The organism is Zoogloea oryzae, from assembly GCF_030161255.1.
Lineage (GTDB): Bacteria > Pseudomonadota > Gammaproteobacteria > Burkholderiales > Rhodocyclaceae > Zoogloea > Zoogloea oryzae.
In genome coordinates this window covers 15,322-36,563 of the sequence record NZ_BSPX01000045.1, presented here as the reverse complement: position 1 = coordinate 36,563, position 21,242 = coordinate 15,322, and the positions used below count along the sequence as shown (strand labels likewise).

Annotated in this window: 14 protein-coding genes; 6 read left to right on the top strand and 8 right to left on the bottom strand. The window is 68.3% G+C overall.

Annotated elements, in window-relative coordinates; all coding sequences use genetic code 11:
- From QQK25_RS14620 to QQK25_RS14600, 5 genes are all read left to right on the top strand, one after another.
- Nucleotides 1-561: HlyD family secretion protein (locus QQK25_RS14620; RefSeq protein WP_284188578.1), on the top strand; the 561-nt coding region annotated here is incomplete at its 5' end.
- A 13-nt stretch (nt 562-574) separates the two neighbouring features.
- Entirely contained in the window at nt 575-2,617 is a 2,043-nt protein-coding gene (locus tag QQK25_RS14615) for an ATP-binding cassette domain-containing protein (protein ID WP_284188577.1), read from the top strand.
- Nucleotides 2,614-3,768: an ABC transporter permease gene (locus QQK25_RS14610; protein ID WP_284188576.1), complete on the top strand. Its 1,155-nt coding sequence runs from the start codon at nt 2,614-2,616 to the stop codon at nt 3,766-3,768. The genes QQK25_RS14615 and QQK25_RS14610 overlap by 4 nt, the downstream gene beginning before the upstream one ends.
- The gene (locus QQK25_RS14605) at nt 3,765-4,910 is read left to right on the top strand and encodes an ABC transporter permease (protein WP_284188575.1); all 1,146 of its coding nucleotides are present in this window, start codon (nt 3,765-3,767) and stop codon (nt 4,908-4,910) included. The genes QQK25_RS14610 and QQK25_RS14605 overlap by 4 nt, the downstream gene beginning before the upstream one ends.
- Before the next feature lie 155 nt (nt 4,911-5,065).
- Nucleotides 5,066-5,686 (top strand): hypothetical protein, encoded by a 621-nt coding sequence (locus QQK25_RS14600; RefSeq protein WP_284188574.1) that lies wholly within the window; start codon nt 5,066-5,068, stop codon nt 5,684-5,686.
- Nucleotides 5,687-5,697: 11 nt separating this feature from the next.
- Here QQK25_RS14600 and QQK25_RS14595 read toward each other — a convergent pair whose 3' ends face one another.
- From QQK25_RS14595 to QQK25_RS14575, 5 genes are all read right to left on the bottom strand, one after another.
- A complete protein-coding gene (locus QQK25_RS14595) occupies nt 5,698-6,426 on the bottom strand; it encodes a phosphate/phosphite/phosphonate ABC transporter substrate-binding protein (RefSeq protein ID WP_284188573.1) in 729 nt (242 codons plus the stop codon).
- 222 nt (nt 6,427-6,648) lie between these two features.
- Nucleotides 6,649-7,641 (bottom strand): phospholipase A, encoded by a 993-nt coding sequence (locus tag QQK25_RS14590; RefSeq protein ID WP_284188572.1) that lies wholly within the window; start codon nt 7,639-7,641, stop codon nt 6,649-6,651.
- A gap of 29 nt (nt 7,642-7,670) precedes the next feature.
- Complete coding sequence (uvrA, locus tag QQK25_RS14585; protein ID WP_284188571.1) at nt 7,671-13,271, bottom strand: excinuclease ABC subunit UvrA; 5,601 nt, start codon at nt 13,269-13,271, stop codon at nt 7,671-7,673.
- A 66-nt stretch (nt 13,272-13,337) separates the two neighbouring features.
- On the bottom strand, nt 13,338-15,317 hold the full coding sequence (locus QQK25_RS14580; RefSeq protein WP_284188570.1) for a DUF1631 family protein: 1,980 nt from the start codon (nt 15,315-15,317) through the stop codon (nt 13,338-13,340).
- A gap of 55 nt (nt 15,318-15,372) precedes the next feature.
- Nucleotides 15,373-15,885 (bottom strand): hypothetical protein, encoded by a 513-nt coding sequence (locus QQK25_RS14575; protein WP_284188569.1) that lies wholly within the window; start codon nt 15,883-15,885, stop codon nt 15,373-15,375.
- Nucleotides 15,886-16,043: 158 nt separating this feature from the next.
- Between QQK25_RS14575 and QQK25_RS14570 the strand changes: the two genes are divergently transcribed.
- On the top strand, nt 16,044-16,901 hold the full coding sequence (locus QQK25_RS14570) for an HDOD domain-containing protein (RefSeq protein ID WP_284188568.1): 858 nt from the start codon (nt 16,044-16,046) through the stop codon (nt 16,899-16,901).
- Nucleotides 16,902-16,985: 84 nt separating this feature from the next.
- On the opposite strand, the gene QQK25_RS14565 is transcribed toward QQK25_RS14570, so the two are convergent.
- From QQK25_RS14565 to dprA, 3 genes are all read right to left on the bottom strand, one after another.
- On the bottom strand, nt 16,986-19,505 hold the full coding sequence (locus QQK25_RS14565; RefSeq protein WP_284188567.1) for a DNA topoisomerase III: 2,520 nt from the start codon (nt 19,503-19,505) through the stop codon (nt 16,986-16,988).
- Between the two features lie 84 nt (nt 19,506-19,589).
- Nucleotides 19,590-20,066, bottom strand: coding sequence for a Smg family protein (locus tag QQK25_RS14560; protein WP_153163342.1), 477 nt, complete (start codon nt 20,064-20,066; stop codon nt 19,590-19,592).
- A 26-nt stretch (nt 20,067-20,092) separates the two neighbouring features.
- The gene (gene dprA / locus QQK25_RS14555) at nt 20,093-21,181 is read right to left on the bottom strand and encodes a DNA-processing protein DprA (protein WP_284188566.1); all 1,089 of its coding nucleotides are present in this window, start codon (nt 21,179-21,181) and stop codon (nt 20,093-20,095) included.
- Nucleotides 21,182-21,242 lie beyond the last annotated feature (61 nt).

The following is a 21,242-nucleotide window of genomic DNA, read 5'->3' as shown; positions in this document are numbered from 1 at the left end:
AGCGCCGACCTGCGCCAGGCCGAACAGGCCGCCTCGTCGTCGCGCCTCGGCCGCGACAAGGTGCGCGCCCGCGAGAACGACATCGCCGCCCTCGAAGCGGGGCTGCGCCAGGCCCAGGCCGCATCGAAGGAAGTCGCCAGCCTGGTGGATGACCTGACCCTCCGCGCCCCGGCCGGCGGCGTGGTGCTGTCGCGCCTGCGCGACACCGGCGAGGTGGTCGCCGCCGGCGCGCCGATCTTCGACATCGTCGATCTCGACAAGCTCTACCTCAAGGTTTACGTGCCCGAAAAGCAGATCGGCCTCGTGCGCCTTGGGCTGCCGGCCCAGGTTTACACCGACGCCTACCCCGGCCAGACCTTCGCCGCCACCATCCGCTACGTGGCCAGCCAGGCCGAATTCACCCCGAAAGAAGTGCAGACCCCCGACGAGCGGGTGAAGCTCAGCTACGCGGTGCGCCTGTATCTCGACACCAACCCCGACCACCGCCTCACCCCCGGTGTGCCCGCCGACGCGGTGATCCGCTGGAAGGACAGCGTGCCCTGGCAGGCGCCGCGCTGGTAACAGCCGTACGATCATGAGCGCCGAGACCGCGATCCGCGTCGAAGGCTTCACCAAGCGCTACGGCAAGCGCGTGGCCGCCGACGGGCTCGCCCTCGAGGTGAAGCGCGGCGAGATCTACGGGCTGGTGGGCGCCGACGGGGCCGGCAAGTCCAGCCTGATGAAGGCCATCGCCGGCGTGCTGTCCTTCGACGGCGGCACGGTGGATGTCTTCGGCACCCGCATCGACTCGGCCCGCGCGGCCGAGCAGGTCAAGCAGCGCATCGGCTTTCTGCCGCAAGGGCTGGGGCTCAACCTGTACCCGGATCTGTCCATCGACGAGAACGTGGATTTCTTCGGCCGCCTGCGCCTGGTGCCGGCCGACGTGCTCGCCGAGCGCAAGCGCGTGCTACTGGGCATGACGCGCCTCGACGCCTTCCGCCACCGCCCGATGCGCCAGCTCTCCGGCGGCATGAAGCAGAAGCTGGGCCTCGTGTGCACGCTGATCCACGAGCCCGATCTGGTGATCCTCGACGAGCCCACCACCGGCGTCGATCCGGTCTCCCGGCGGGATTTCTGGGCCATCCTCGGCAGGCTGCTCGAGGAGAAGGGCGTCACCGCGCTGGTGTCCACCGCCTATCTCGACGAGGCCGACCGTTTCCACCGCGTGTCGCTGTTCCACGAAGGCAAGGTGATGGGCGAAGGCACGCCGGCCGAACTGGTCGCCGTCGTGCCCGGCACCCTGGCCCTGTTCCGCGCCGAACCCCAGGCCGAGGCCCTGCCGCGCCTCAAGGCCCGCTTTCCCCAGACCGAGGCGATGGGCACCTGGCTGCGGGTGTTCGCCGAAGGGCTCGACGCCACGGCCGCCCGGGCAGCGGTCGACGCCTGCCTCGATCAGCCCGCCCACCCTGTAGGCTCAGCTGTAGGTCGGACTTCAGTCCGACAAACCACCGTATCCGAGGGCGACCGTCGGACTGAAGTCCGACCTACGGACACCGCCATCCGCCTCACCGACTGGTTCGCCCGCGAGCCGGAGCTGGAAGACGTCTTCGTCGCGATGCTGCGCCAGCGCGGCGCCAAGCTCGAATCGGTGTTCCCCGAAGACGGCCTCACGCCCCACACCAGCACCGCGCCGGCCATCGAGGCCCGCGAGCTGACCCGGGTGTTCGGGGATTTCCGCGCCGCCGACGCGGTGAGCTTCCGGGTGCCCCAGGGCGAGATCTTTGGCCTGCTGGGGGCCAACGGCGCCGGCAAGACCACGGTCATCAAGATGCTCACCGGCATCCTCAAGCCCTCGTCCGGCTTCGGGATGGTGGCGGGCGCCGACATGCGCACCGCCGGCTGGGCGATCAAGGAGCGCATCGGCTACATGAGCCAGGCCTTCTCGCTCTATCACGACCTCTCGGTGGTGGAGAACATCCGCCTCTACGCCGGCATCTACGGCCTCGACGACCGCGCTGCCCGCCGCCGCACCGACTGGGTGATCGGCATGGCCGGCCTCGCCGGTTTCGAGAACGACGCCGCCGGGCGCCTGCCCATGGGCCTGCGCCAGCGCCTCGCCCTGGGCTGCGCGCTGGTGCACCAGCCCCAGGTGCTGTTTCTCGACGAACCCACGTCCGGCGTCGATCCCATCGGCCGGCGGGTGTTCTGGGACATCCTGTTCCACCTCTCGCGGCGCGAGGGCGTGGCGATCCTCGTCACCACCCACTACATGGGCGAGGCCGAGCACTGCGACCACCTGGCCCTGATGTTCGCCGGCAAGGTGGTGGCCGACGCCTCGCCGGAGCAGATGAAGCAGGCCGTCACCGCCGAGGCCGGGCAGCTCCTCGAGCTGCGCGTCGACCGCCCGGCGCCGGCCCAGGCGGCGCTGGTGGACGCCGGCTTTGCCAGCGCCGTGCTCCACGGCCGGGCGGTGCATCTGCTGTCGAAGGCCGCCGACGCCGACCTCGCCCGCCTGCCCGGCATCCTTGCCGCGGCCGGCGTGCAGCTGCAGTCGGTGCAGCCGCGGCCCCTGTCGATGGAGGACGTGTTCGTCCATCAGGTGAGCGCCCTCGAAGCCGCCCAGCGAGGCACGCCATGAACCTGAAGCGAATCGTCGCGCTGGCCTGGAAGGAATGGCGGGAAATCGTCCGCGACCGGCTGTTCTTCGCGCTGGCCTTCATCGTGCCCACCATGCTGATGCTGATCTTCGGCTTCGGCCTGACCCTCGACGTGGAGAACCTGCCCTTCGCGGTGGTGGACCACGACCGCACGCCCGCCAGCCGCGACTACGCCTACCGCTTCATCTCGTCGCGCTACTTTGATTTCAAGGGTTACGCCGACGACGAGCGGACCATCGACCACCTGCTGGCCGACAACCAGGTGCGGGTGGCGCTGGTGATCCCACCGCGCTTCGACGAACGCCTCAGCCGGGGCGAGCCGGCGCCGGTGCAGGTCATCATCGACGGCACCTTCCCGATGCGCGCCCAGACCACCCAGGGCTACGTGGCCGCCATCAACGCCGCGGTGAGCGCCGAGAACATGGCCCAGGCGCTGTCCACCGCCCGCGGCGTGCCCCTGGCCGAGGCCCGCGCCCGCGTTCAGCCGGTGAAGCTGGAGGTGCGCTACCTCTACAACCAGAGCATCAAGAGCATCTGGTCGATGGCGCCCAAGCTCATCATGCTCATCATGATGCTGTCGCCGCCCTTCCTCACCGCGCTGGGCGTGGTGCGCGAGAAGGAATCCGGCTCCATCTTCAACATCTACTCGTCCACCGTCTCGCCGGGCGAGTTCCTGCTCGGCAAGCTGGCGCCCTACGTGCTGATCTCGGCGGCCAACTGGTTCATCCTGTGGCTGCTGTGCCTGTGGGTGTATCAGGTGCCGTTCAAGGGCGACCCGCTGTTCTTCACCCTCGCCAGCCTGATCTACGTGGTGTGCACCACCGGCTTCGGGCTGGTGATCTCGATGCTGGTTCAAACTCAGGTGGCCGCGATGATCATCACCAGCATCATCACCATCATCCCGGCGGTGCTGTACTCGGGCCTGCTGCTGCCCCTGTCGTCCCTGTCGCCAAGCGCCTCGCTGATCGCCCATTCCCTGCCGCCGATGTACTACGGCCGCATCGTCACCGACTGCTTCCTGAAGGGCGCCGGCGCCGCCGAGCTGTGGCCCGACGCGCTGGTGCTGGCCGGCTACGCGGTGGGGCTGTTCGCCATCGGCTACCTGCTGTTCTCCAAGAGGCCGAAGTCATGAACGGTTTCTTCTCCATCGCCGGCCTGCGCCGGCTGCGGGTGATGACCTGGAAGGAGCTGCTGCAGCTCCTGCGCGACACGGCGCTGATGGTGTTCTTCCTCTACAGCTTCACCGGCGACATCTACGTGGCCGCCTCCGGCGTGTCGATGCAGCTGCGCGATGCGGCCCTGGCGGTGCTCGATGGCGACCGCAGCTTCGCCTCGCGGGAGCTCGCCAGCCGCTTCCAGCCGCCGTATTTCAAGCCGGCCGGCGAGGCCGCCAGCCCCGACGCCAGCCTCAGGCTGCTCGACCGGGGCGACGCGATGGCGGTGCTCGACATCCCGCCGCGCTTCGAGGAGCGCCTCACCCGCGGCGAGCAGGTGCCGGTGCAGCTGCAGGTAGACACCACCAACTCGGTGCTGGGCTTCCTCGCCTCCAGCTACGCGGCGCAGATCGTCGGCCGCTACGCCGGTGAGGTGGCGATGCTGCGGGAGGGCCTCGCCGGCAGCGGCGGCCCGATGATCGAGGCCGAGACGCGCATCTGGTACAACCCCAACCAGTACGACCCGTGGTTCATGGGCATCTCGGAACTCCTCACCGTCGTCACCCTGTTCTCGATCCTGCTGCCGGCGGCGGCGATGGTCCGCGAGAAGGAGCGCGGCACCATCGAGCAGCTGATGGTCACGCCCCTCACGCCCTTCCAGATCCTCTTCCCGAAGGTCATCGCGATGACGCTGGCCATCGTCGCCGGCACCGCCATCGCGCTGTTCGGCGTGCTCGGGCCGGTGTTCGACCTGCCCATGCGCGGCAGCCTGGCGGCCTTCTTCCTGATCACCGCGCTGTACGTCTTCACCACCGCCGGCCTGGGCCTGCTGGCGGCCACGGTGTCACGCAACCTGGCCCAGGTGGGCATGCTGACCATCGTGATCCTGATGCCCATGCTGCTGCTCTCCGGCGCGTGGACGCCGCTGGAGGCCATGCCCCCGTGGATGCGCCTCGCCGCCGGCTTCTCGCCGCTGCACTACTACCTGGATTCCGCCTACGGCATCCTCCTCAAGGGCGCGGGGATGGACCTGCTGTGGGATTCGGTGCTGGCGATGGGCGCCCTGGGCGTGACGATCTTCGGCATCGGCATGGCGCGGTTCAACCGGCAGTTCGGCTGAGCGCCTGTCTGAAAAGGGCAACACTTCCCTCCGGGCGACACGATCGCTTGCACCCCCTGGCTGCGCGCCATTCCGCAGCGGGGTAAGCTCAGGACCAGATCAGAGGCGCACCGATGCGCCCGACCCGGCAGACGCAACCTGCCACGGAGGTCCCCATGTCACGAACGATCCTGCTTGCGCTTGGCGCCCTTGCCCTCGTCACCGCCTGCGCGGCACCCCAGGTCCGGCTGAAACCGGAGGCCCGAGCCGAAATCGACACCCTCGACAGCGTGCTCATCGTTCCCCGCAGCACGCCCGGGGCCGACGCTGGCCGTGCCGACCCGATCCTCGACACCCTGCGTGACTACGATCTGCGCGCCGCGCTGCGGGAGGCCTGGCGCGCCGAATCCGGCCGCAGCAGCACGATCCGCTTCGTACCGAAGCTCCGGGTGGAGCGCATTTCCCCCGGCGACCCGGCCGGGGCGGCGCAGATGCGCACCCTCTTCGACAATGCGCGGGGCTCGGCGGTGATGTTCGCCAACATCGACTACCGCCTGCGCGACAGCGCGCTGGTGGTGTCCGCCCAGGTCGAGATCTACCCACGCGCGCCCGCTCTGCTGCGCTTCCGGCATGCCCCCGACGGCAGCGAGCCCCTCGACGGGGGCAGCGTGATCTATCGCCAGCGCTTCGAGGAAAGACAGGCGCCAGTCACCCCCGCCAGCGCTCGCGGCCAGCTCGACGACGCCGTGCAAGGCGTCGTCCGCCAGATCATCGCCAGCCTCAACGAGACGCCCTGAGCGCCTGCCGGTCAGGCCCCGATCAGGGTAGCCAGCGGCGCGAGGTGGGTCTCGTCGATGGGTTCGAAACGCTTGAAGTGCAGGTCGTCGAGCACCCGGAGGCCCGCCGGATCCTGGTGCATGGCGCACAGGATGCGCTGGATCGCCTCGCGCTTGTCGGCCCACGCTGGCGCCACCATGAAGCAGTGGAAGGCGGCGCCGTCGCGGCTCTCACCCACGACCTGAAGCTGGTCGCGGGTGGCGGCGCTCAGGCCGCTCCAGGTCTCGTTGAACACGAAGCCCAGATCGGCCTCGCCCTGCAGCACCGCCTTGGCGGCGTTGAGGTGGTTGCCGACGAAACGGAAATCCGCCCCGGCCACATCGAGGCCTTCCCGGCGCAGGACCTGCAGGCCCAGATCGTGGATGACGAGCTTGTCGGTGGCGCTGGCGATGCGCGGCGCGTCGGGCACGGCGGCGCCCGCCCGGGTGACCACGATGGTCTCGTCATTCACCCCGGCCGGCCGGGCCACCGGCACGAAGCCCTTGTCCCGGGCGTAGCACAGGGCGCTGAAGGGGTTGGCGTACACCACGTGGAAGCTGTTCTCGAGCACCGCCTGGCGCTCGACCAGAAAGTTGTCCTGGGGCTCGAAGTGGATGCCGATGCCCAGGTTGCGCTGGAGATAGGTGTTGAGGGTGAACCAGCCGAGCAGGTTCTTGGCCGTGTCGTGGGGACACACACTGAGCTTGAATTCACTTGCCATGGGCTTATCCCGTGATCCGGCAAGGCAAGGAAGTACGGATCGACGCACGCGTCGACGACATCTGCTGGGGCATGGCGGAAACCTCTGTCGGGTTGTCTGTTTGACTTCAGCCCGCCGCCGCGCCTATATGCTGCAAGGCGGCGAACCTGAAGTTCATGATCCTAGCAAATGTCTTTTGCAAAAACTCACAAACCTGTCACGTTTTTGGCATGAAAAATGACGTCACAGCCAATCCACCAGGGATACGCCCAGACCGAAGGTGGTCTGGCGGTGGTTGTAGTCGATCAGGGTTTCGCCGTAACCGGTGAAGAGCTGCAGATAACCCTTCAGGTTGCGGTGGATGGGGATGCTCCAGTCGAACTGGGCCGCCCCGCGGGACTGGTTGCCCGACAGCAGGGTGCTGCGCAGGGTCAGGCCGAAGCCGTGCTCGCCCGCCTGCCACATGGCCTGGATGTCGCCGTGGCCCATGTATGAGGTGATGTCCGGGTTGTCGTCCTTGGTGGTCTTCTCCGGAAGGCGCAGCCACGGGCGGAACACCAGCGCGAAGTCGCCGCGCTCGATGCCGATCTGGCCGACGAGCCGGTTCCAGCTGCGCGACAACGGCTGGCTGCGCCCGTTGGACTGGTGGTTGAAGCCCAGGGACATCATCTTCACCTTGAAGCCGGCGCCGGCATCCAGATTGGTGCGGAACACCGCCATCAGCTCGGGTTCGTAGTCGGTCTCGCGGAAGGGCGACGAGAAGCGCTTGTTGTACACCTGCCAGTTGGACTGCTGGGTGTAGCCCATCCACAGGTCGCCGTGACGGCCGAACAGGCCTTCCCACAGCTTGGTCTTGAAGCTGATCTGGTACTTGGCCTCGGCCGGGTCCACGTTGTTAGGCGTCGTCACCACGTTGAGCGGGTTGGGCGAGGTCGGCAGGGTGTTGGGCGAGTTGCTCCAGCGGGCCAGCAGCAGGTAGGTGGGCTTGTAAGGGCGGATCAGGAAGGTGCCCTTCTTGTCCTCGGCGTCCAGCTCCCAGCGGGCCGAAAACGGCGAGTCGTCATACGCCACCGGCGCCGGCGCCTCCTGGTGGGGACGGCCCACGGCCTCGTCGTAGCAGGCCAGGCGCTCGGTGTTGTCGGCCACCTTGGCGCAGCTGGCCGGATCGGCGGCCAGCGCGACGCCGCCGGCGCCCATCAGCAGCCCGACGATGGCCAGTCGTTGCCTTGCATTCATGCGTTTGTCTCCGATTCTCTTCAAGGTGTTCAGCCGGCCCGGCGCGAGGCCAGAAACTCCCCAAGGATACGCCCGGTATGCGACCGCGCGACCTCCACCACCGCCTCCGGCGGCCCTTCGGCGACGATCTCGCCGCCGCCCTCGCCGCCTTCCGGGCCCAGGTCGATCAGCCAGTCGGCCTCGGCCATCAGGTCCAGGTCGTGCTCGATGACCAGCACCGTGTGGCCGGCATCCGCGAGGCGATGCAGCACGTGGATCAGCTTCTCCACGTCGGCCATGTGCAGGCCCACGGTGGGCTCGTCGAGCACGTACAGGGTGTGCTTTTCGGGCGGCAGCGGGCGGCCCGGGCCGGTGGCGGATTCGCCGGCGCGGCCGCGCACCTTGGCGAGCTCCGACACCAGCTTGATGCGCTGGGCCTCGCCGCCACTCAGCGTCGGGCTCGGCTGGCCGAGGGTGAGGTAGCCCAGGCCCACGTCCTGCAAGAGCCTGAGCGGATGGGCGATGGACGGGTGGGCGGCGAAGAACTCCACCGCGTCTTCCACCGCCATGTTCAGCACCTCGGCCACGCTCCTGCCCTTCCACTGCACGGTGAGCGTCTCGGGGTTGAAGCGGGCGCCGCCGCAGGCCTCGCAGGGCAGCTTCACGTCGGGCAGGAAGTTCATCTCGATGGTGATGCGGCCCTGGCCCTCGCACACCGGGCAGCGCCCGGCGCCGGTGTTGAAGGAGAAGCGCGAGGCGTTCCAGCCGCGCATCTTGGCCTCGGTGGTCTCGGCGAAGAGCTTGCGGATGGCGTCCCAGAAACCGATGTAGGTGGCCGGGCAGGAGCGTGGCGTCTTGCCGATCGGGGTCTGGTCGACCTCGAGCACCCGGCCGATCTGCGCCATGCCGTCCACCGACGCGCAGCCCACCGGGCCTTGCGCCACCAGGCTGGCGTGGAGCACGTCGCGGGCGAAGGTGGACTTGCCCGAACCGGACACGCCGGTGACCACCGTCAGCCGGGCCAGCGGCACGCGGGCCGAGACGTACTTGAGGTTGTGGAGGGTGGCGCCCGCCACCACCAGCGCCGGGTGGTCGTCGGCCACGTCGCGGCGCGGCGCCAGCGGATGCACCAGCGGGTTGGCGAAGCAGCGGCCGGTGGCGGATTCGGGTGCAGCCATCAGCTCGGGCAGCTTGCCCTCCGCCACGATACGGCCGCCGCGCACGCCGGCACCGGGGCCCAGGTCGATCACGTGGTCGGCGCGGCGGATGGTGTCCTCGTCGTGCTCCACCACCAGCAGGGTGTTGCCGCGGCCGCGGAGCTTTTCGAGCGTGTCCAGCAGCAGCCGGTTGTCCCGCGGGTGCAGGCCGATGGTCGGCTCGTCGAGGATGTAGCACACGCCGGTGAGGTTGGAGCCCAGCTGGGCCGCCAGCCGGATGCGCTGGGCCTCGCCGCCCGAGAGCGTGGGCGCGGCGCGATCCAGCGCCAGGTAGCCGAGGCCCACCTGCTGCAGAAAATCCAGCCGGCCGCGGATCTCGGTGATCAGGTCGCGGCCGATGTCGGCCTCGCGGCGCGCCAGCTGCAGCCCCTCGAAGAAACCCGACACCTTGCCCACCGCCAGCGACGCCAGCTCGTGCAGGCCCAGGTCGCGGAAGCGCACCGCCCGCGCCACCGGGTTGAGGCGCGCGCCGTGGCAGCTGGGGCAGGCTTCATCGGTTTCGGTTTCCAGTTCGCCCAGGTCCAGGTCGTCCGGGTTCTCGACCTTGCCGGAAATCTTGACGCCGGTGCCGTAGCAGTCCGGGCACCAGCCGTGCTTGGCGTTGTAGGAGAACAGGCGCGGATCGGGCTCGGGGAAGCTGGTGCCGCAATCCGGGCAGGCGCGCAGCGTCGAAAGCGTGGTGAGCGCCGCGCCGGGCACCGCCAGCGGCAGCACCTTGAGCACGCCCTTGCCGTGGTCGAGCGCGGCCTGCACGTATTCGCGCAGCAAGGGTTCGGTGTCGACGCCCACCTTCACCATGCCCACCGGCAGCTCGATGTTGTGCTCCTTGTAGCGGTCGAGGCGCGGCCACTTTTTGGTAGGCAGGTAGTCGCCATCCACGCGCAGCTGCTCGAAGCCCTTGCCGCGGGCCCACTTGGCGAGATCGGTGTACAAACCCTTGCGGTTGATGATGAGCGGCGCCAGCAGCTCGACCGATTCGCCGGCGTGGTCGCGCAGGATCTGGGCGACGATGGCCTCGAAGCTCTGGGGCGTCACCGGCACATCGCAATCGGGGCAGTACTGGGTGCCGAGCTTCACGTACAGCAGGCGCAGGAAGGGCTGGATCTCGGTGAGCGTGCCCACCGTGCTCTTGCGCCCGCCGCGGCTCACCCGCTGCTCGATGGCGACGGTGGGCGGGATGCCGAAGATCGCATCCACATCCGGCCGCGCCGAGGGCTGGGCGAACTGCCGGGCGTAGGCGTTGAGGGATTCCAGGTAGCGCCGCTGGCCCTCGCCGAACACGATGTCGAAGGCCAGCGTGGACTTGCCCGAGCCCGACAGCCCGGTGATCACCGTAAATTGATCGCGCGGGATGTCGAGGCTGACGTTCTTCAGGTTGTGGTGGCGAGCGTGGCGGATGGTGATGGCGTTGTCGGGGGCCACCCGGTAGCGCGCGGGCGGCTCGGCCACCACCGGCGCGGCCTGCAGGCGAGCGAGCTGGTCGGCGTAGTCGGCCAGCGCCCGGCCGGTGTGGGACGCGGGCGTGGCGATCACCTGGACCGGCGTGCCTTCGGCGACGATCAGCCCACCGCCGGCGCCGCCTTCGGGGCCGAGATCCACCAGCCAGTCGGCGGCGGCGATCACGTCCAGGTTGTGCTCGATGACCACCAGCGAGTGGCCGGCATCGATCAGTTTTTCGAATGCCGAAAGCAGTCGGGCCACGTCCTCGAAATGCAGGCCAGTGGTGGGTTCATCGAACAGAAAAAGCAGGCCCGGATCGGCAGAATCTATCGATTTTTTCGATCGTTTTGCCGCCAGTTGGGCCGCTTCGGCCAGATAACCGGCGAGCTTGAGGCGCTGGGCCTCGCCGCCCGAGAGCGTGGGCACCGGCTGGCCGAGGCGCAGGTATTCGAGGCCCACGTCGGCCAAGGGCGCCAGGGCGGCGAGCACGGCTTTCTGGTCGGCAAAGAAGGCCAGGGCTTCGGAGACGGTCATCTCCAGCACGTCGGCCACGGATTTGCCGCGCCATGCCAGGGCCAGGATCTCGGGCCGGTAGCGCTTGCCGTCGCAGTCGGGGCAGCGCAGATACACGTCGGACAAAAACTGCATCTCCACGTGCTCGAAGCCCGAGCCGGTGCAGGTGGGGCAGCGCCCGGTGCCGGAGTTGAAGCTGAAGGTGCCCGGCGTGTAGCCGCGGTCCTTCGCCTCGGCCAGATTGGCGAAGAGCTTGCGGATCGCGTCCCAGGCGCCCACATAGCTCACCGGGTTGGAGCGGGCGCTCTTGCCGATGGGCGACTGGTCGACCATCACCACGCCCTTCAGCTGATCCACGCCCACCAGGCCGTCGAAGGCGCCGGGCGGCTCGGACGGCTGGCCGAAGTGCTTGGCCAGCGCCGGGAACAGCACGTCCTGGATCAGCGTGGATTTGCCCGAGCCGGACACGCCGGTGATGCCCACCAGCCGCTGCAGCGGGATCGCCAGATCGACGCCCTGCAAGTTGTGCTGACGCGCGCCGGTGAGGGTGAGGCGCGCGTCGGTGCCGGCCACCGGGCGCGGCTGGCGGCGGGTGTCGACGCGCTTGCGGCCGGAAAGGTAGGCGCCGGTGAGGGACGCCGGATCGTTGGCGATGGCGGTGGGCGCGCCGTAGGCGACGATCTCGCCGCCGCGCTCGCCGGGGCCGGGGCCGATGTCGAGCAGGCGATCGGCGGCGAGCATCAGCTGCGGATCGTGCTCCACCACCACCAGCGAGTTGCCGGCGTCGCGCAGGCGCTCCATCACCCCGAGGATGCGCCCGATGTCCCGCGGATGCAGGCCGATGGACGGCTCGTCGAGCACGAACAGGGTATTGACCAGCGAGGTGCCCAGCGCAGTGGTGAGGTTGATCCGCTGCACCTCGCCACCGGATAGCGTGCGCGACTGGCGGTCCAGCGTGAGGTAGCCGAGGCCAACATCTTGCAGATAGCGCAGGCGGCCCTTGATCTCATCGACGAGCAGCTCGGTGGCTTCATCGAGCGGCGCCGGGAGATCCAGCGCGGCGACGAAGGTGCTCACATCGTCGATGGGCAGGGACAGAAGCTCGCTTATCGCGAGCTTCGTGAGGGGTAAGGAGTGAGGCGTGAGGAGGCCTTCTTCAAAGCTTGTGCGCTGGCGATTGGAGGGAAGCTCCTCACGCCTCACTCCTTCCTCCTCACGGCGCCACAGGCGCCATAGCAGCGCTTCCGGCTTGAGGCGCGCGCCGTGGCAGGCGGGGCATTCGGTGTAGCTGCGGTAGCGCGACAGCAGCACCCGGATGTGCATCTTGTAGGCCTTGGTCTCCAGCCAGTCAAAGAAGTGGCGCACGCCGTACCAGTGGCGCGGCCAGCTGGAATCCCAGTTCTTCCACTTCTCGTCGCCCTCGAGCACCCAGCGGCGGTGCTCCTCGGGCAGGTCGCGGAAGGGCACGTCCATCGCCACGCCGTACTTCTTCGCCATCTTCGCCAGGTCGTCCTGGCATTCCTTGAAGCTGGGGCTCTGCCAGGGCTTCACGGCGCCTTCGGCGAGGGTCTTGGATTCGTCGGGGATCACCAGCCCGAAATCCACGCCGATCACCCGGCCGAAGCCGCGGCAGGTGTCGCAGGCGCCGATGGGCGAGTTGAACGAGAACAGGCTGGGCGTCGGGTCCGGGTAGGAAATGTCGCAGTCGGCGCAGTGCAGGCCGCTGCTGTACTTCCAGCGAGTCTCCGCATCGCCTTCGACGGCATGCACCGTGAGCTTGCCGTGGCCGGCGCGCAGGCCGACCTCCAGCGCCTCCATCACCCGGGCGTGCTCGGCGTTGCCGAGGCGGAAGCGGTCCTGCACCACGTGGAGCACCTCGCCATCGCGGGCGTGGATGCGGGTGTAGCCCTGGCGGGCGAGGAGCTCGGCGACTTCATCCTCGCCGAAGTTGGCCGGCACGCTGACCGGGAAGCTCACCACCAGCCGCGGGTCGCCCGCCGCGGCGGCGCGGGCGGAGAGGTCGGCGTGGATCGTCGCCGGCGTGTCGCGGCTCACCGGCTTGCCGCAGCCGCGGCAGTGCAGGCGCGCGGCGCGGGCGTAGAGCAGCTTGAAGTGGTCGGCCAGCTCCGTCATCGTCCCGACGGTGGAGCGGGAGGTGCGCACCGGATTGGTCTGGTCGATGGCGATGGCTGGCGGCACGCCGTCGATGCGGTCCACCTGGGGCTTGTCCATCCGGTCGAGGAACTGCCGGGCGTAGGGCGAGAAGGTCTCGACGTAGCGGCGCTGGCCCTCGGCGTAGAGGGTGTCGAACACCAGCGAGCTCTTGCCCGAGCCGGACACGCCGGTCACCACCACGAGCTCGTGGTGGGGGATGTCGAGGGACAGGTTCTTGAGGTTGTTCTGGCGCGCCCCGCGGATGCGGATGACGCTATCGGTGGCGGGCGCGGCGTGGTCGCCGGAGCAGGCGGGATCGGAGCACATGGGGGGAGCAGTCTGAGGAAGCGGCGAACGCGATTGTAGCGTCCGACACCACTGCGCCCGCGTGGTTCAGGTGCCGAGGAGCTTGTCGGTGGCGGCCTGATCCACCAGCGAGACGTCGCGGAACAGCCGGGTATCGGGGGATTCGGTCTGCTGGGCCAGGGCCCGGGCGGTGATCGCCATCACCGCGTCGTGGTCGCCATCGGAGATCAGCACCACCTGGCCAGCCGGCGCCACATGGGCTACATAGCCGCGCATCACCTTGCCGTTGGGCAGCCCCACCGCCACGTTGTCGCCCACCCGCAGCCCAGCCCATTCGGGCGGCAGCGACAGCTCGCCAGCCACGTACTGCTTGTGCTTGAGGGTGAGCAGGCCCTGACTGCCCTCGGGCTTCTTGAGGGTGGGCGGCGAGGTGGTCCGGCGCAGGGTGGGCACCGGCGGCGTGCGGCCGGCGAGCAGGCTGGCGTGCAGCGCCTGCACCGACGACAGGGCCGAACCGGCCTGCTTGGCGGGCAGGGCGATCCAGGCGAGCCCCTCGTCCAGATCGTGGATCAGCGCCGGGAACTCACCGAGCATCTTGCGGCGCAGGGCCTCGTCGGCCGGCGGATTGACACACGCCAGCAGGCGGTTGGCGATGAGCAGGCGGCTTGCCCACTGGGGGCTGTCGGGGCCGTAGCGGTAGACCACCTTGGCCAGCACGTGCACCCAGTAGCGCTCTAGGAAGTTGCGGGCGACGCTGGCCGGCTCCTGCCCCACCAGCAGGTAGATGGCGCGGCTGGCCTGGTGCAGGGCCACCTCCCGGCGCTCCATGTTCACCGCGGTGTCGATGTGCTGGGCGGCGCGGGTGATGGCGCTCTTCTGGCGGGTGGTCAACAGGGTTTCGAGCACCCCGAGGGCGAGTTCGAAATCCCGTCGGGTCGGCCGGGGCAGACGCCCGAGGGAACGCACCATCGACGCCAGCCCGCGGCACACGGGCAGCTCCGGCGTGCAGTCGGGCGGCAGCGTGCGGCCCAGATTGGCGATGCGATCCACCAGCTGGAAGGCCGGGTGACGTTCGATGGACAGCAGCTTCTGGCTACGCAGGGCAAGGCGCAGCAGCGGCACCCGCAGGCCGACCAGGAGCGTCCGGATCGTCTGGGGCAGATCGGGGTCGGTCTCGGCCCGGTTGCAGACCGTCTCCACCACCTCAACTGCCACCGCCTGGACAGGGCTGAGGAGCGCACCCAGCTCGCTGGCGCCCAGCGCGGCCGGCACGCCACCGAACTTCTGGCGCTCCACCAGCCACGCCTCGATGCGCTCCACCAGCGCCGACGCCAGCCCGGGGTCGACGCCGCCGGTCTGCGCCGGCGCGGCCTCGTGCTGGGCCATGGACGCCAGGCGCAGCGCATCCACCGGATCGATGGGCAGGCTGGCGCGGGCCGCCGGCGTGTCGGTCCACTCCTCCTCTTCGTCGGCGCCGTGGCGGATCGGCGCGAAGAGCCCCCGGGTCACCTGCCCCCGGACGGCCAGCGCCTCGTCGGCCAGCTCATGCTCCATCTCCCGATAGAAGCGGGACAGGCGGTCGCCGATCGGCTGCTCCAGGCGCTGCAGCAACTGGAGCGCCTGGGACGGGCTGAGCTTCTCGACCTCCTTGAGCACGCGCAGGGCGCGGCACACGGTGGCGGTGCCCAGCGGGGATTCCTCGGTCAGCTGGATGCCGCCTTCGATCAGCTGCAGGCGCAGCCGCAGATGCAGGGCAGCCAGCTCCCGCCCGCAGCGCTCCTGCAGACGCCGGTCGAGGTTGATGAGGGCGATGGAGTAGTCGGACTCGTCCGAGCGGACCAGATTGATCGGCCGCCCCCCTTCGGCCGGTTTGGGTGCCCGCCGCCCGCCGACCAGCTCGTCAAAGCAGGCGCCCGCCGCTGCCGACAGCACATCCTGCCACGTCCGGTGGCGGATCACCTCGCCAGCGCCTTCGAGAAGGGCTTTCAGGAAACCTTCGCGGGCGCGCGCGAGCAGGAGCACGGCCTGCTCGGCAGCCTGGTTGCTCGCGCGGGGTCGATGATGCATGGACAGACGGAAAGGGTTTTTCAGACACAGAGTTATACACAGGCACCGCCCTGCTTCACTGTGACAGAAGCCCGATCCGGGCAGATTTTCGGAGCACCCGCCAGGCGATGATCAGCGCGAAACCCGCCGCGAGGCTCCACTTCACCGCCGAACAGCACGCCGACAGAGGAATCGTCAGGCTCTCCGCCCCAAACGGCCCGCCAAGCAGATGGACCTGAAACAGGTTCTCCGCCAGATCGAAGACCGCCGCCAGCGGCAGCATCCAGGCCGTCCGACGGGCGGCGGGCGAGTCCGGGTCGCCGAACAGGCCGGCGCGGGTCGCCAGCACGTAGCCGAAGGCGGCGTAGATGAACAGATGCGCGAAATCCCACGGCAGATGGGCCTGATAGCTGCGCAGCCCGGCCTCGCCCCACTGGCCGAGCACCGCCCAGTATCGATCGGATTGAAAACTGAGCTGCAGAACGAAAATATTCGGCCGTAATTGGTAGAGCAAGCCGCCAATGTGAGCCTGTGACACGACGTAGACCAGGGTCGCGATGGCGGCCGCGGGTAAGGACGTGCGAGTCATGCCGGGCTCCTCGAAAGTCGGTGATGGGGCGGCCGGTCCGTGATGCACGGCACACCACAAACCATCAAAAAACTAAAAAACCGCGAATGTGAAATATTTGAAACGACAAAAATATCGTTTTTGATAAAATTTAGACAATCCAACGCAGGCCACCCGTCATGAACACAGCTACGGCAACTCGCCCCCTCACTCACGCAGAGCTGAACGAAACCCTGTCCGCGGTGCGAATTCCGCCCTGCCCCAGCATCGTTGCTGATGTGTTGAGGGAAGCCCAGCGGGACGAACCCTCGATGAAGGTGCTCAGCCGCATCGTCGCATCCGATGTCAGCATGTCGGCGGCGGCGGTCAAGCTGGCCAACTCGCCGATGTTCTCGCCGGGTTCGCGGGTGCGCAGTGTCCAGCAGGCCGTCAATCGCCTGGGCATCAACCACATCCTGAGTGTGGTCGTGGCCGTCGCGCTGCGCAATACCTCCAGCCACCTGCCGGCCGACGTGATGGAACGCTTCTGGTCGCGGGCCTCGACCCTGGCCCTCGCCGCCGGCGTGCTGGCCCGCGGACACGTGGGCATCTCGCCCGACGCAGCCTACACCTTTGCGCTGTTCCAGGACGCCGCGGTGCCGGTGCTGATGACCACCTTCCCCGACTACGCCGCGCTCTATACCGGCGCGGCCGACCACGGCTACAGCCTGGTCCAGCTGGAGCAGGAACATTTCCGCTGCGACCACGCCGTGGCCGGCTGGCTGCTGGCGCGCAGCTGGGGGCTGTCCGACCGGATCGCCAACGCCATCCGCTACCACCACGACCCCGAAGCCTACATCCTGCCCGAGAAGGAGCTGCCGTCCGACGCCCTGGCATTGATCGCGGTGAGCGTCATCGCCGAGCACGTGCTGGGCGACTACACCCATGACGCCCATGCCGTGGGCGACCGATCCTTCGAGAACGCCAAGACCTTCCTGGGCGTCTCCGATGCCGAAGTGGACGAACTGCACGACACCATCGCCGCCGCGCTGATCTGACCCGGCCTGACCAGCTCCGGCCCCAAAGACAAAACCCGCCTTCCGGCGGGTTTTGTCTTTGGGCGAACAGACTGACGCGACGCCTTACTCGGCAGCGGCCTTCTTGCGGGTGGCCGGCTTCTTGGCGGCAGGCGTCTTCGGCTCCTTCTTCTCGAACTCGAAGCCCACCTTGCCGTCGTCGCCGCGCACCAGGAAAGCCGAGAACTTTCGCTTGGTGCGGCTCGAGACGAAGCCCTTCAGCAGCTCCGTGCGGCCGGTGTCGAGGAGCTTGTGCATCTGCTCCCGCTCGATGGGCTGCTGCAGGATGATCTTGCCGGAGCGGAAATCGCAGGATTTCTCGGGCCCGACGGATTTCTCGCAGACGTAGGCCATGCCGTGCTCGAACACCCGCGCCGAACACTTGGGGCAGGCGCCCAGGGTTTCCTGGTCGGAGAAATCCACCGGCTCCGCGGTTTCGTCTTCCTTCGGCTGGCCGAAGTCGAACTCGGGCTGCTTGTCGTCGTTGAGGCGGATCTCGGCGTTGAACAGCCGGCCCATCTTGTTGCGGAAACCCATCAGCGGGCCAACGCGGCCGGTGGCCAGCAGCGCCTCGATCTCGGGGATCTCGAACTGGCGGCCGGCGACGATCTTCCAGGCGTTCCAGTCGCAGCTCTGGCAGGCGAACTTCTTGTAGTTCTCCTTCACCACGCCGCCGCAACGGGGGCAAGGCGTGGACAGGGTGACGAAGTCGCCCGGCACGGTGTCGGATTCGTAGCGCTTGGCACGCTCGACGATGTCCCGGGTCATGGCCTGGATGTGGTCCATGAACTCGGCCCGCGACAGCGCGCCCCGCTCCATCTGGGCCAGCTTGTGCTCCCACTCGCCGGTGAGTTCGGGCGAGGTGAGCTCGTTGGTGCCCAGGCCACGCAGCAGGGTGATGAGCGAGAAGGCCTTGGCGGTCGGGATCAGCTCCTTGCCGTCGCGCAGGATGTAGGTCTCGCCGATCAGGTTTTCGATGATCTGGGCGCGGGTGGCCGGGGTGCCGAGACCGCGGCCGGCCATGGCGGCGCGCAGCTCCTCGTCGTCGACCATCTTGCCGGCGCCTTCCATCGCGGAGAGCAGCGTGGCTTCGTTGAAGCGTGCGGGCGGCTTGGTGACCAGCGCCTTGACGAGGATCTCGTCGGTGGAAACCTTCTCGCCGGGCTCGACGGCCACCAGCTGGGGCGCACCGCCCTCCTCCTCGCTCACCGCCGCGGCCTTGCCATACACAGCCAGCCAGCCCGGATTGACGAGCACCTTGCCCTCGGTCTTGAAGGCTTCGCCCTCGACGCGGGTGACGCGGGTGGTGATGCGGTATTCAGCCGCCGGGTAGAACACCGACAGGAAGCGCCGGGTGACCAGATCGTAGATCTTGGCCTCGGCCTCCGACAGACTCTTGGGCGCGGTGCCGGTGGGCACGATCGCAAAGTGGTCGGAGATCTTCGCGTTGTTGAAGATGCGCTTGTTGGGCTTGACCCAACCCTGCTTGACGATCTGGTTGGCGAAGGGCGCGTAAGCGTCCGGCAGGCCGGCAAGAATGCCCGGCACCTGGCCCACGTAGTCTTCGGGCAGCGCACGGGCGTCGGTACGCGGGTAGGTCAGCACCTTGTGCTTTTCGTACAGGGCCTGGGCCAGCTGCAGCGTGGTGCGGGCCGAGAAGCCAAAGCGGCCGTTGGCCTCGCGCTGAAGGGAGGTCAGATCGAACAGCAGCGGAGAGAGCTGGGTGGACGGCTTGGACTCTTCCTCCACCGTGCCGGTCTTGCCTTCGCACTTGGCCTTGATGGCCTCGGCGCGAGCTTTTTCCCACAGGCGGAAGGCGGTGGCGTGCTCCGCCAGCGGGGCGCCGTCCTCGGGCTTCCTGAAACCTTCGTCGAACCAGCGGCCCACGTAGGCGCCGGCCTGACAGCCGAAGCTGGCTTCCAGCTCCCAGTAGTCGGTGGGCTTGAAGGCGCGGATCTTCTCCTCGCGCTCGACGACGATCGCCAGCGTGGGGGTCTGGACCCGGCCGACCGTGGTCAGGTGGAAACCACCGGTCTTGGAGTTGAACGCGGTCATCGCCCGGGTGCCGTTGATGCCGATCAGCCAGTCGCTCTCGGCGCGGCAAACCGCCGCCTGGCGCAGGCCTTCGACATCCGCCGCGGCACGCAGCTGCGCGAAGCCGTCGCGGATCGCCCCGGCCGTCATGGACTGCAGCCACAGGCGCTGCACCGGCTTGGTGGTGCCCGAGTGCTGCACGATGAAGCTGAAGATCAGTTCCCCCTCGCGGCCCGCGTCACAGGCGTTGATGAGGCCGGTGACGTCCTTGCGCTTGATGAGGCGGGTGAGGAGCTTGAGGCGGTCCTCGGTCTTCTCGATCGGATTGAGCGCGAAGTGGGGCGGGATGACCGGCAGGTGGGCGAATGACCACTTGCCCCGCTTGACCTCGAATTCGGCCGGCACCGTGAGTTCGAGCAGATGGCCGACGGCCGACGAGAGCACGTAGTGCTCCGACTCGAAGAAATCTTTTTCTTTGGTGAAGCCGCCGATGGCGCGGGCGATGTCCGCCGCAACCGAGGGTTTTTCCGCAATGATCAGCTGCTTGCTCATGCCTGTGGGTGCGCCCGACTCAGGTTGTTGGGGGAGCGGCGCATCATACGGAAGCCTGCGCCGGGCTTGCAAGCAGCCCGAAAATCAGTGCAAGGCGTATGAGACCGGCTCGTCGTCTTCGTCCGACTCGTTGAGCAGCTCGTCGAGGATCAACCCGTTGATCGGGCGATCCTGCTGCCACAACACCATCAGGACGATGACCTTGAGGTTTTCCAGTTCGATTTCGGATTCGCCGAGGGCCAGGGCCCGTTCGACGATCATCTCGCGGCATTCGGCGTCGAGGATACCGGCATTTTCAAGAAACTGCAGGAAGCCGCGGCATTCGACGCCCAGACGGACGAGTTCGTCGTCGGCATAGACGCGCAGCGAACCGGGCCGGGCGACCTGGGCCGGGCGCTCGCCGTCGGACAGCTGACGCAGGCCGGAGAGCCAGTCGAGGGCTTCGGAGATTTCTTCTTCCTCGAAGCCGGCAGCCGTCAGCTTGCGAGCCAGTTGCGCGGGTTCGGGGCACGCGTCGGCGTGAACGTAGTTCTCGAAGAGATACACGAGGATGTCGAACATGGCGCGGGGCCTGGGGCCGGTCATTTTTAGAGACGCTGGAAACGTCCTCCGGGCAGGCGGGAAACGCGCCCTTCGAGTTCCAGCGTAAGCAGAATGGCGTAGAGCGCTTCCGGCGTCAAGCTGGTGCGCTGCACCAACGTGTCCATGTCCACAGGATCATGCCCGAGGGATGCGATGACCGGGGCATTTTCGTCGTCATCCGGCCCCATCGTGGGCACCACCGGCGCTGCAGTGCGGCATGTGTCGAGGCGCAGCTCTTCGAGGATGTCCTCGGCCGATTCGACCAGCTTCGCGCCGTCGCGGATCAGCTGATGGCAGCCCCGGGCCACCGGCGAATGGATCGAGCCGGGAATCGCGAAGACCTCGCGGCCGCAATCGATGGCGAGCCTGGCGGTGATCAGCGAGCCGCTCTTCAGGGCCGCCTCGACCACCAGCACGCCCTTCGCGAGCCCGGCGATCAGCCGGTTGCGACGGGGAAAGTTGTGGGCCAGCGGCGCGGTGCCGAGGGGGTATTCGCTGATGATGGCGCCGGCTTCGGCGATGCATCGGGCGAGGGTCGCGTTTCGTGCCGGGTAGATACGATCGGCGCCGGTGCCGATCACCGCGACGGTGCTGCCCGGGCCGGCCAGCCCGCCCCGGTGGGCGGCGGCGTCGATCCCCAGCGCGAGCCCGCTGACGATGCCCAGCCCGCCCTGGGAGAGCACCGTGGCGAAGGCTTCGGCATTGGCCTCGCCCTGGGGCGTGGCGCTGCGGGCGCCGACGACGGCGATGGACTGGCGCGACAGGAGCGCCGGATCGCCCTTCACGTAGAGCAGCACCGGCGGATCGGGGATTTCGAGCAGCGCCGCGGGATAGAGCGGATCGCCAAGGGTGATGACGCTGTTGCCGGGCTCGTCGGCCCAGGCCAGCGCACCATCGACGGCCGCCGCGGTGTCGTGTTCGAGCACGGTGCGGGCGATCGGCGAGCCGACCACGGCGGCCAGCGCCGAATGCCCGGCGGCGTAGATGTTTTCAGGCAGGCCGAAGGCGGCGAGCAGTTGCCGCTGACTCCCGGCGCCGACACCCGGCGTAAGGGTCAGCCTCAGCCACGCGGCGAGGGGATGAGGATTCGACAAGATGGAACGGAATCAGGGTGTCGCGACGAAACCGCCGCGGGCGGGGCCGACATCGCCACCG

What these genes read in the sequence shown, in the direction of transcription:
- QQK25_RS14615 (WP_284188577.1), top strand. Translation starts at nt 575, where the DNA reads ATGAGCGCCGAGACCGCGATCCGCGTCGAAGGCTTCACCAAGCGCTAC.
- QQK25_RS14610 (WP_284188576.1), top strand. Translation starts at nt 2,614, where the DNA reads ATGAACCTGAAGCGAATCGTCGCGCTGGCCTGGAAGGAATGGCGGGAA.
- QQK25_RS14605 (WP_284188575.1), top strand. Translation starts at nt 3,765, where the DNA reads ATGAACGGTTTCTTCTCCATCGCCGGCCTGCGCCGGCTGCGGGTGATG.
- QQK25_RS14600 (WP_284188574.1), top strand. Translation starts at nt 5,066, where the DNA reads ATGTCACGAACGATCCTGCTTGCGCTTGGCGCCCTTGCCCTCGTCACC.
- QQK25_RS14595 (WP_284188573.1), bottom strand. Translation starts at nt 6,426, where the DNA reads ATGGCAAGTGAATTCAAGCTCAGTGTGTGTCCCCACGACACGGCCAAG.
- QQK25_RS14590 (WP_284188572.1), bottom strand. Translation starts at nt 7,641, where the DNA reads ATGAATGCAAGGCAACGACTGGCCATCGTCGGGCTGCTGATGGGCGCC.
- uvrA (WP_284188571.1), bottom strand. Translation starts at nt 13,271, where the DNA reads ATGTGCTCCGATCCCGCCTGCTCCGGCGACCACGCCGCGCCCGCCACC.
- QQK25_RS14580 (WP_284188570.1), bottom strand. Translation starts at nt 15,317, where the DNA reads ATGCATCATCGACCCCGCGCGAGCAACCAGGCTGCCGAGCAGGCCGTG.
- QQK25_RS14575 (WP_284188569.1), bottom strand. Translation starts at nt 15,885, where the DNA reads ATGACTCGCACGTCCTTACCCGCGGCCGCCATCGCGACCCTGGTCTAC.
- QQK25_RS14570 (WP_284188568.1), top strand. Translation starts at nt 16,044, where the DNA reads ATGAACACAGCTACGGCAACTCGCCCCCTCACTCACGCAGAGCTGAAC.
- QQK25_RS14565 (WP_284188567.1), bottom strand. Translation starts at nt 19,505, where the DNA reads ATGAGCAAGCAGCTGATCATTGCGGAAAAACCCTCGGTTGCGGCGGAC.
- QQK25_RS14560 (WP_153163342.1), bottom strand. Translation starts at nt 20,066, where the DNA reads ATGTTCGACATCCTCGTGTATCTCTTCGAGAACTACGTTCACGCCGAC.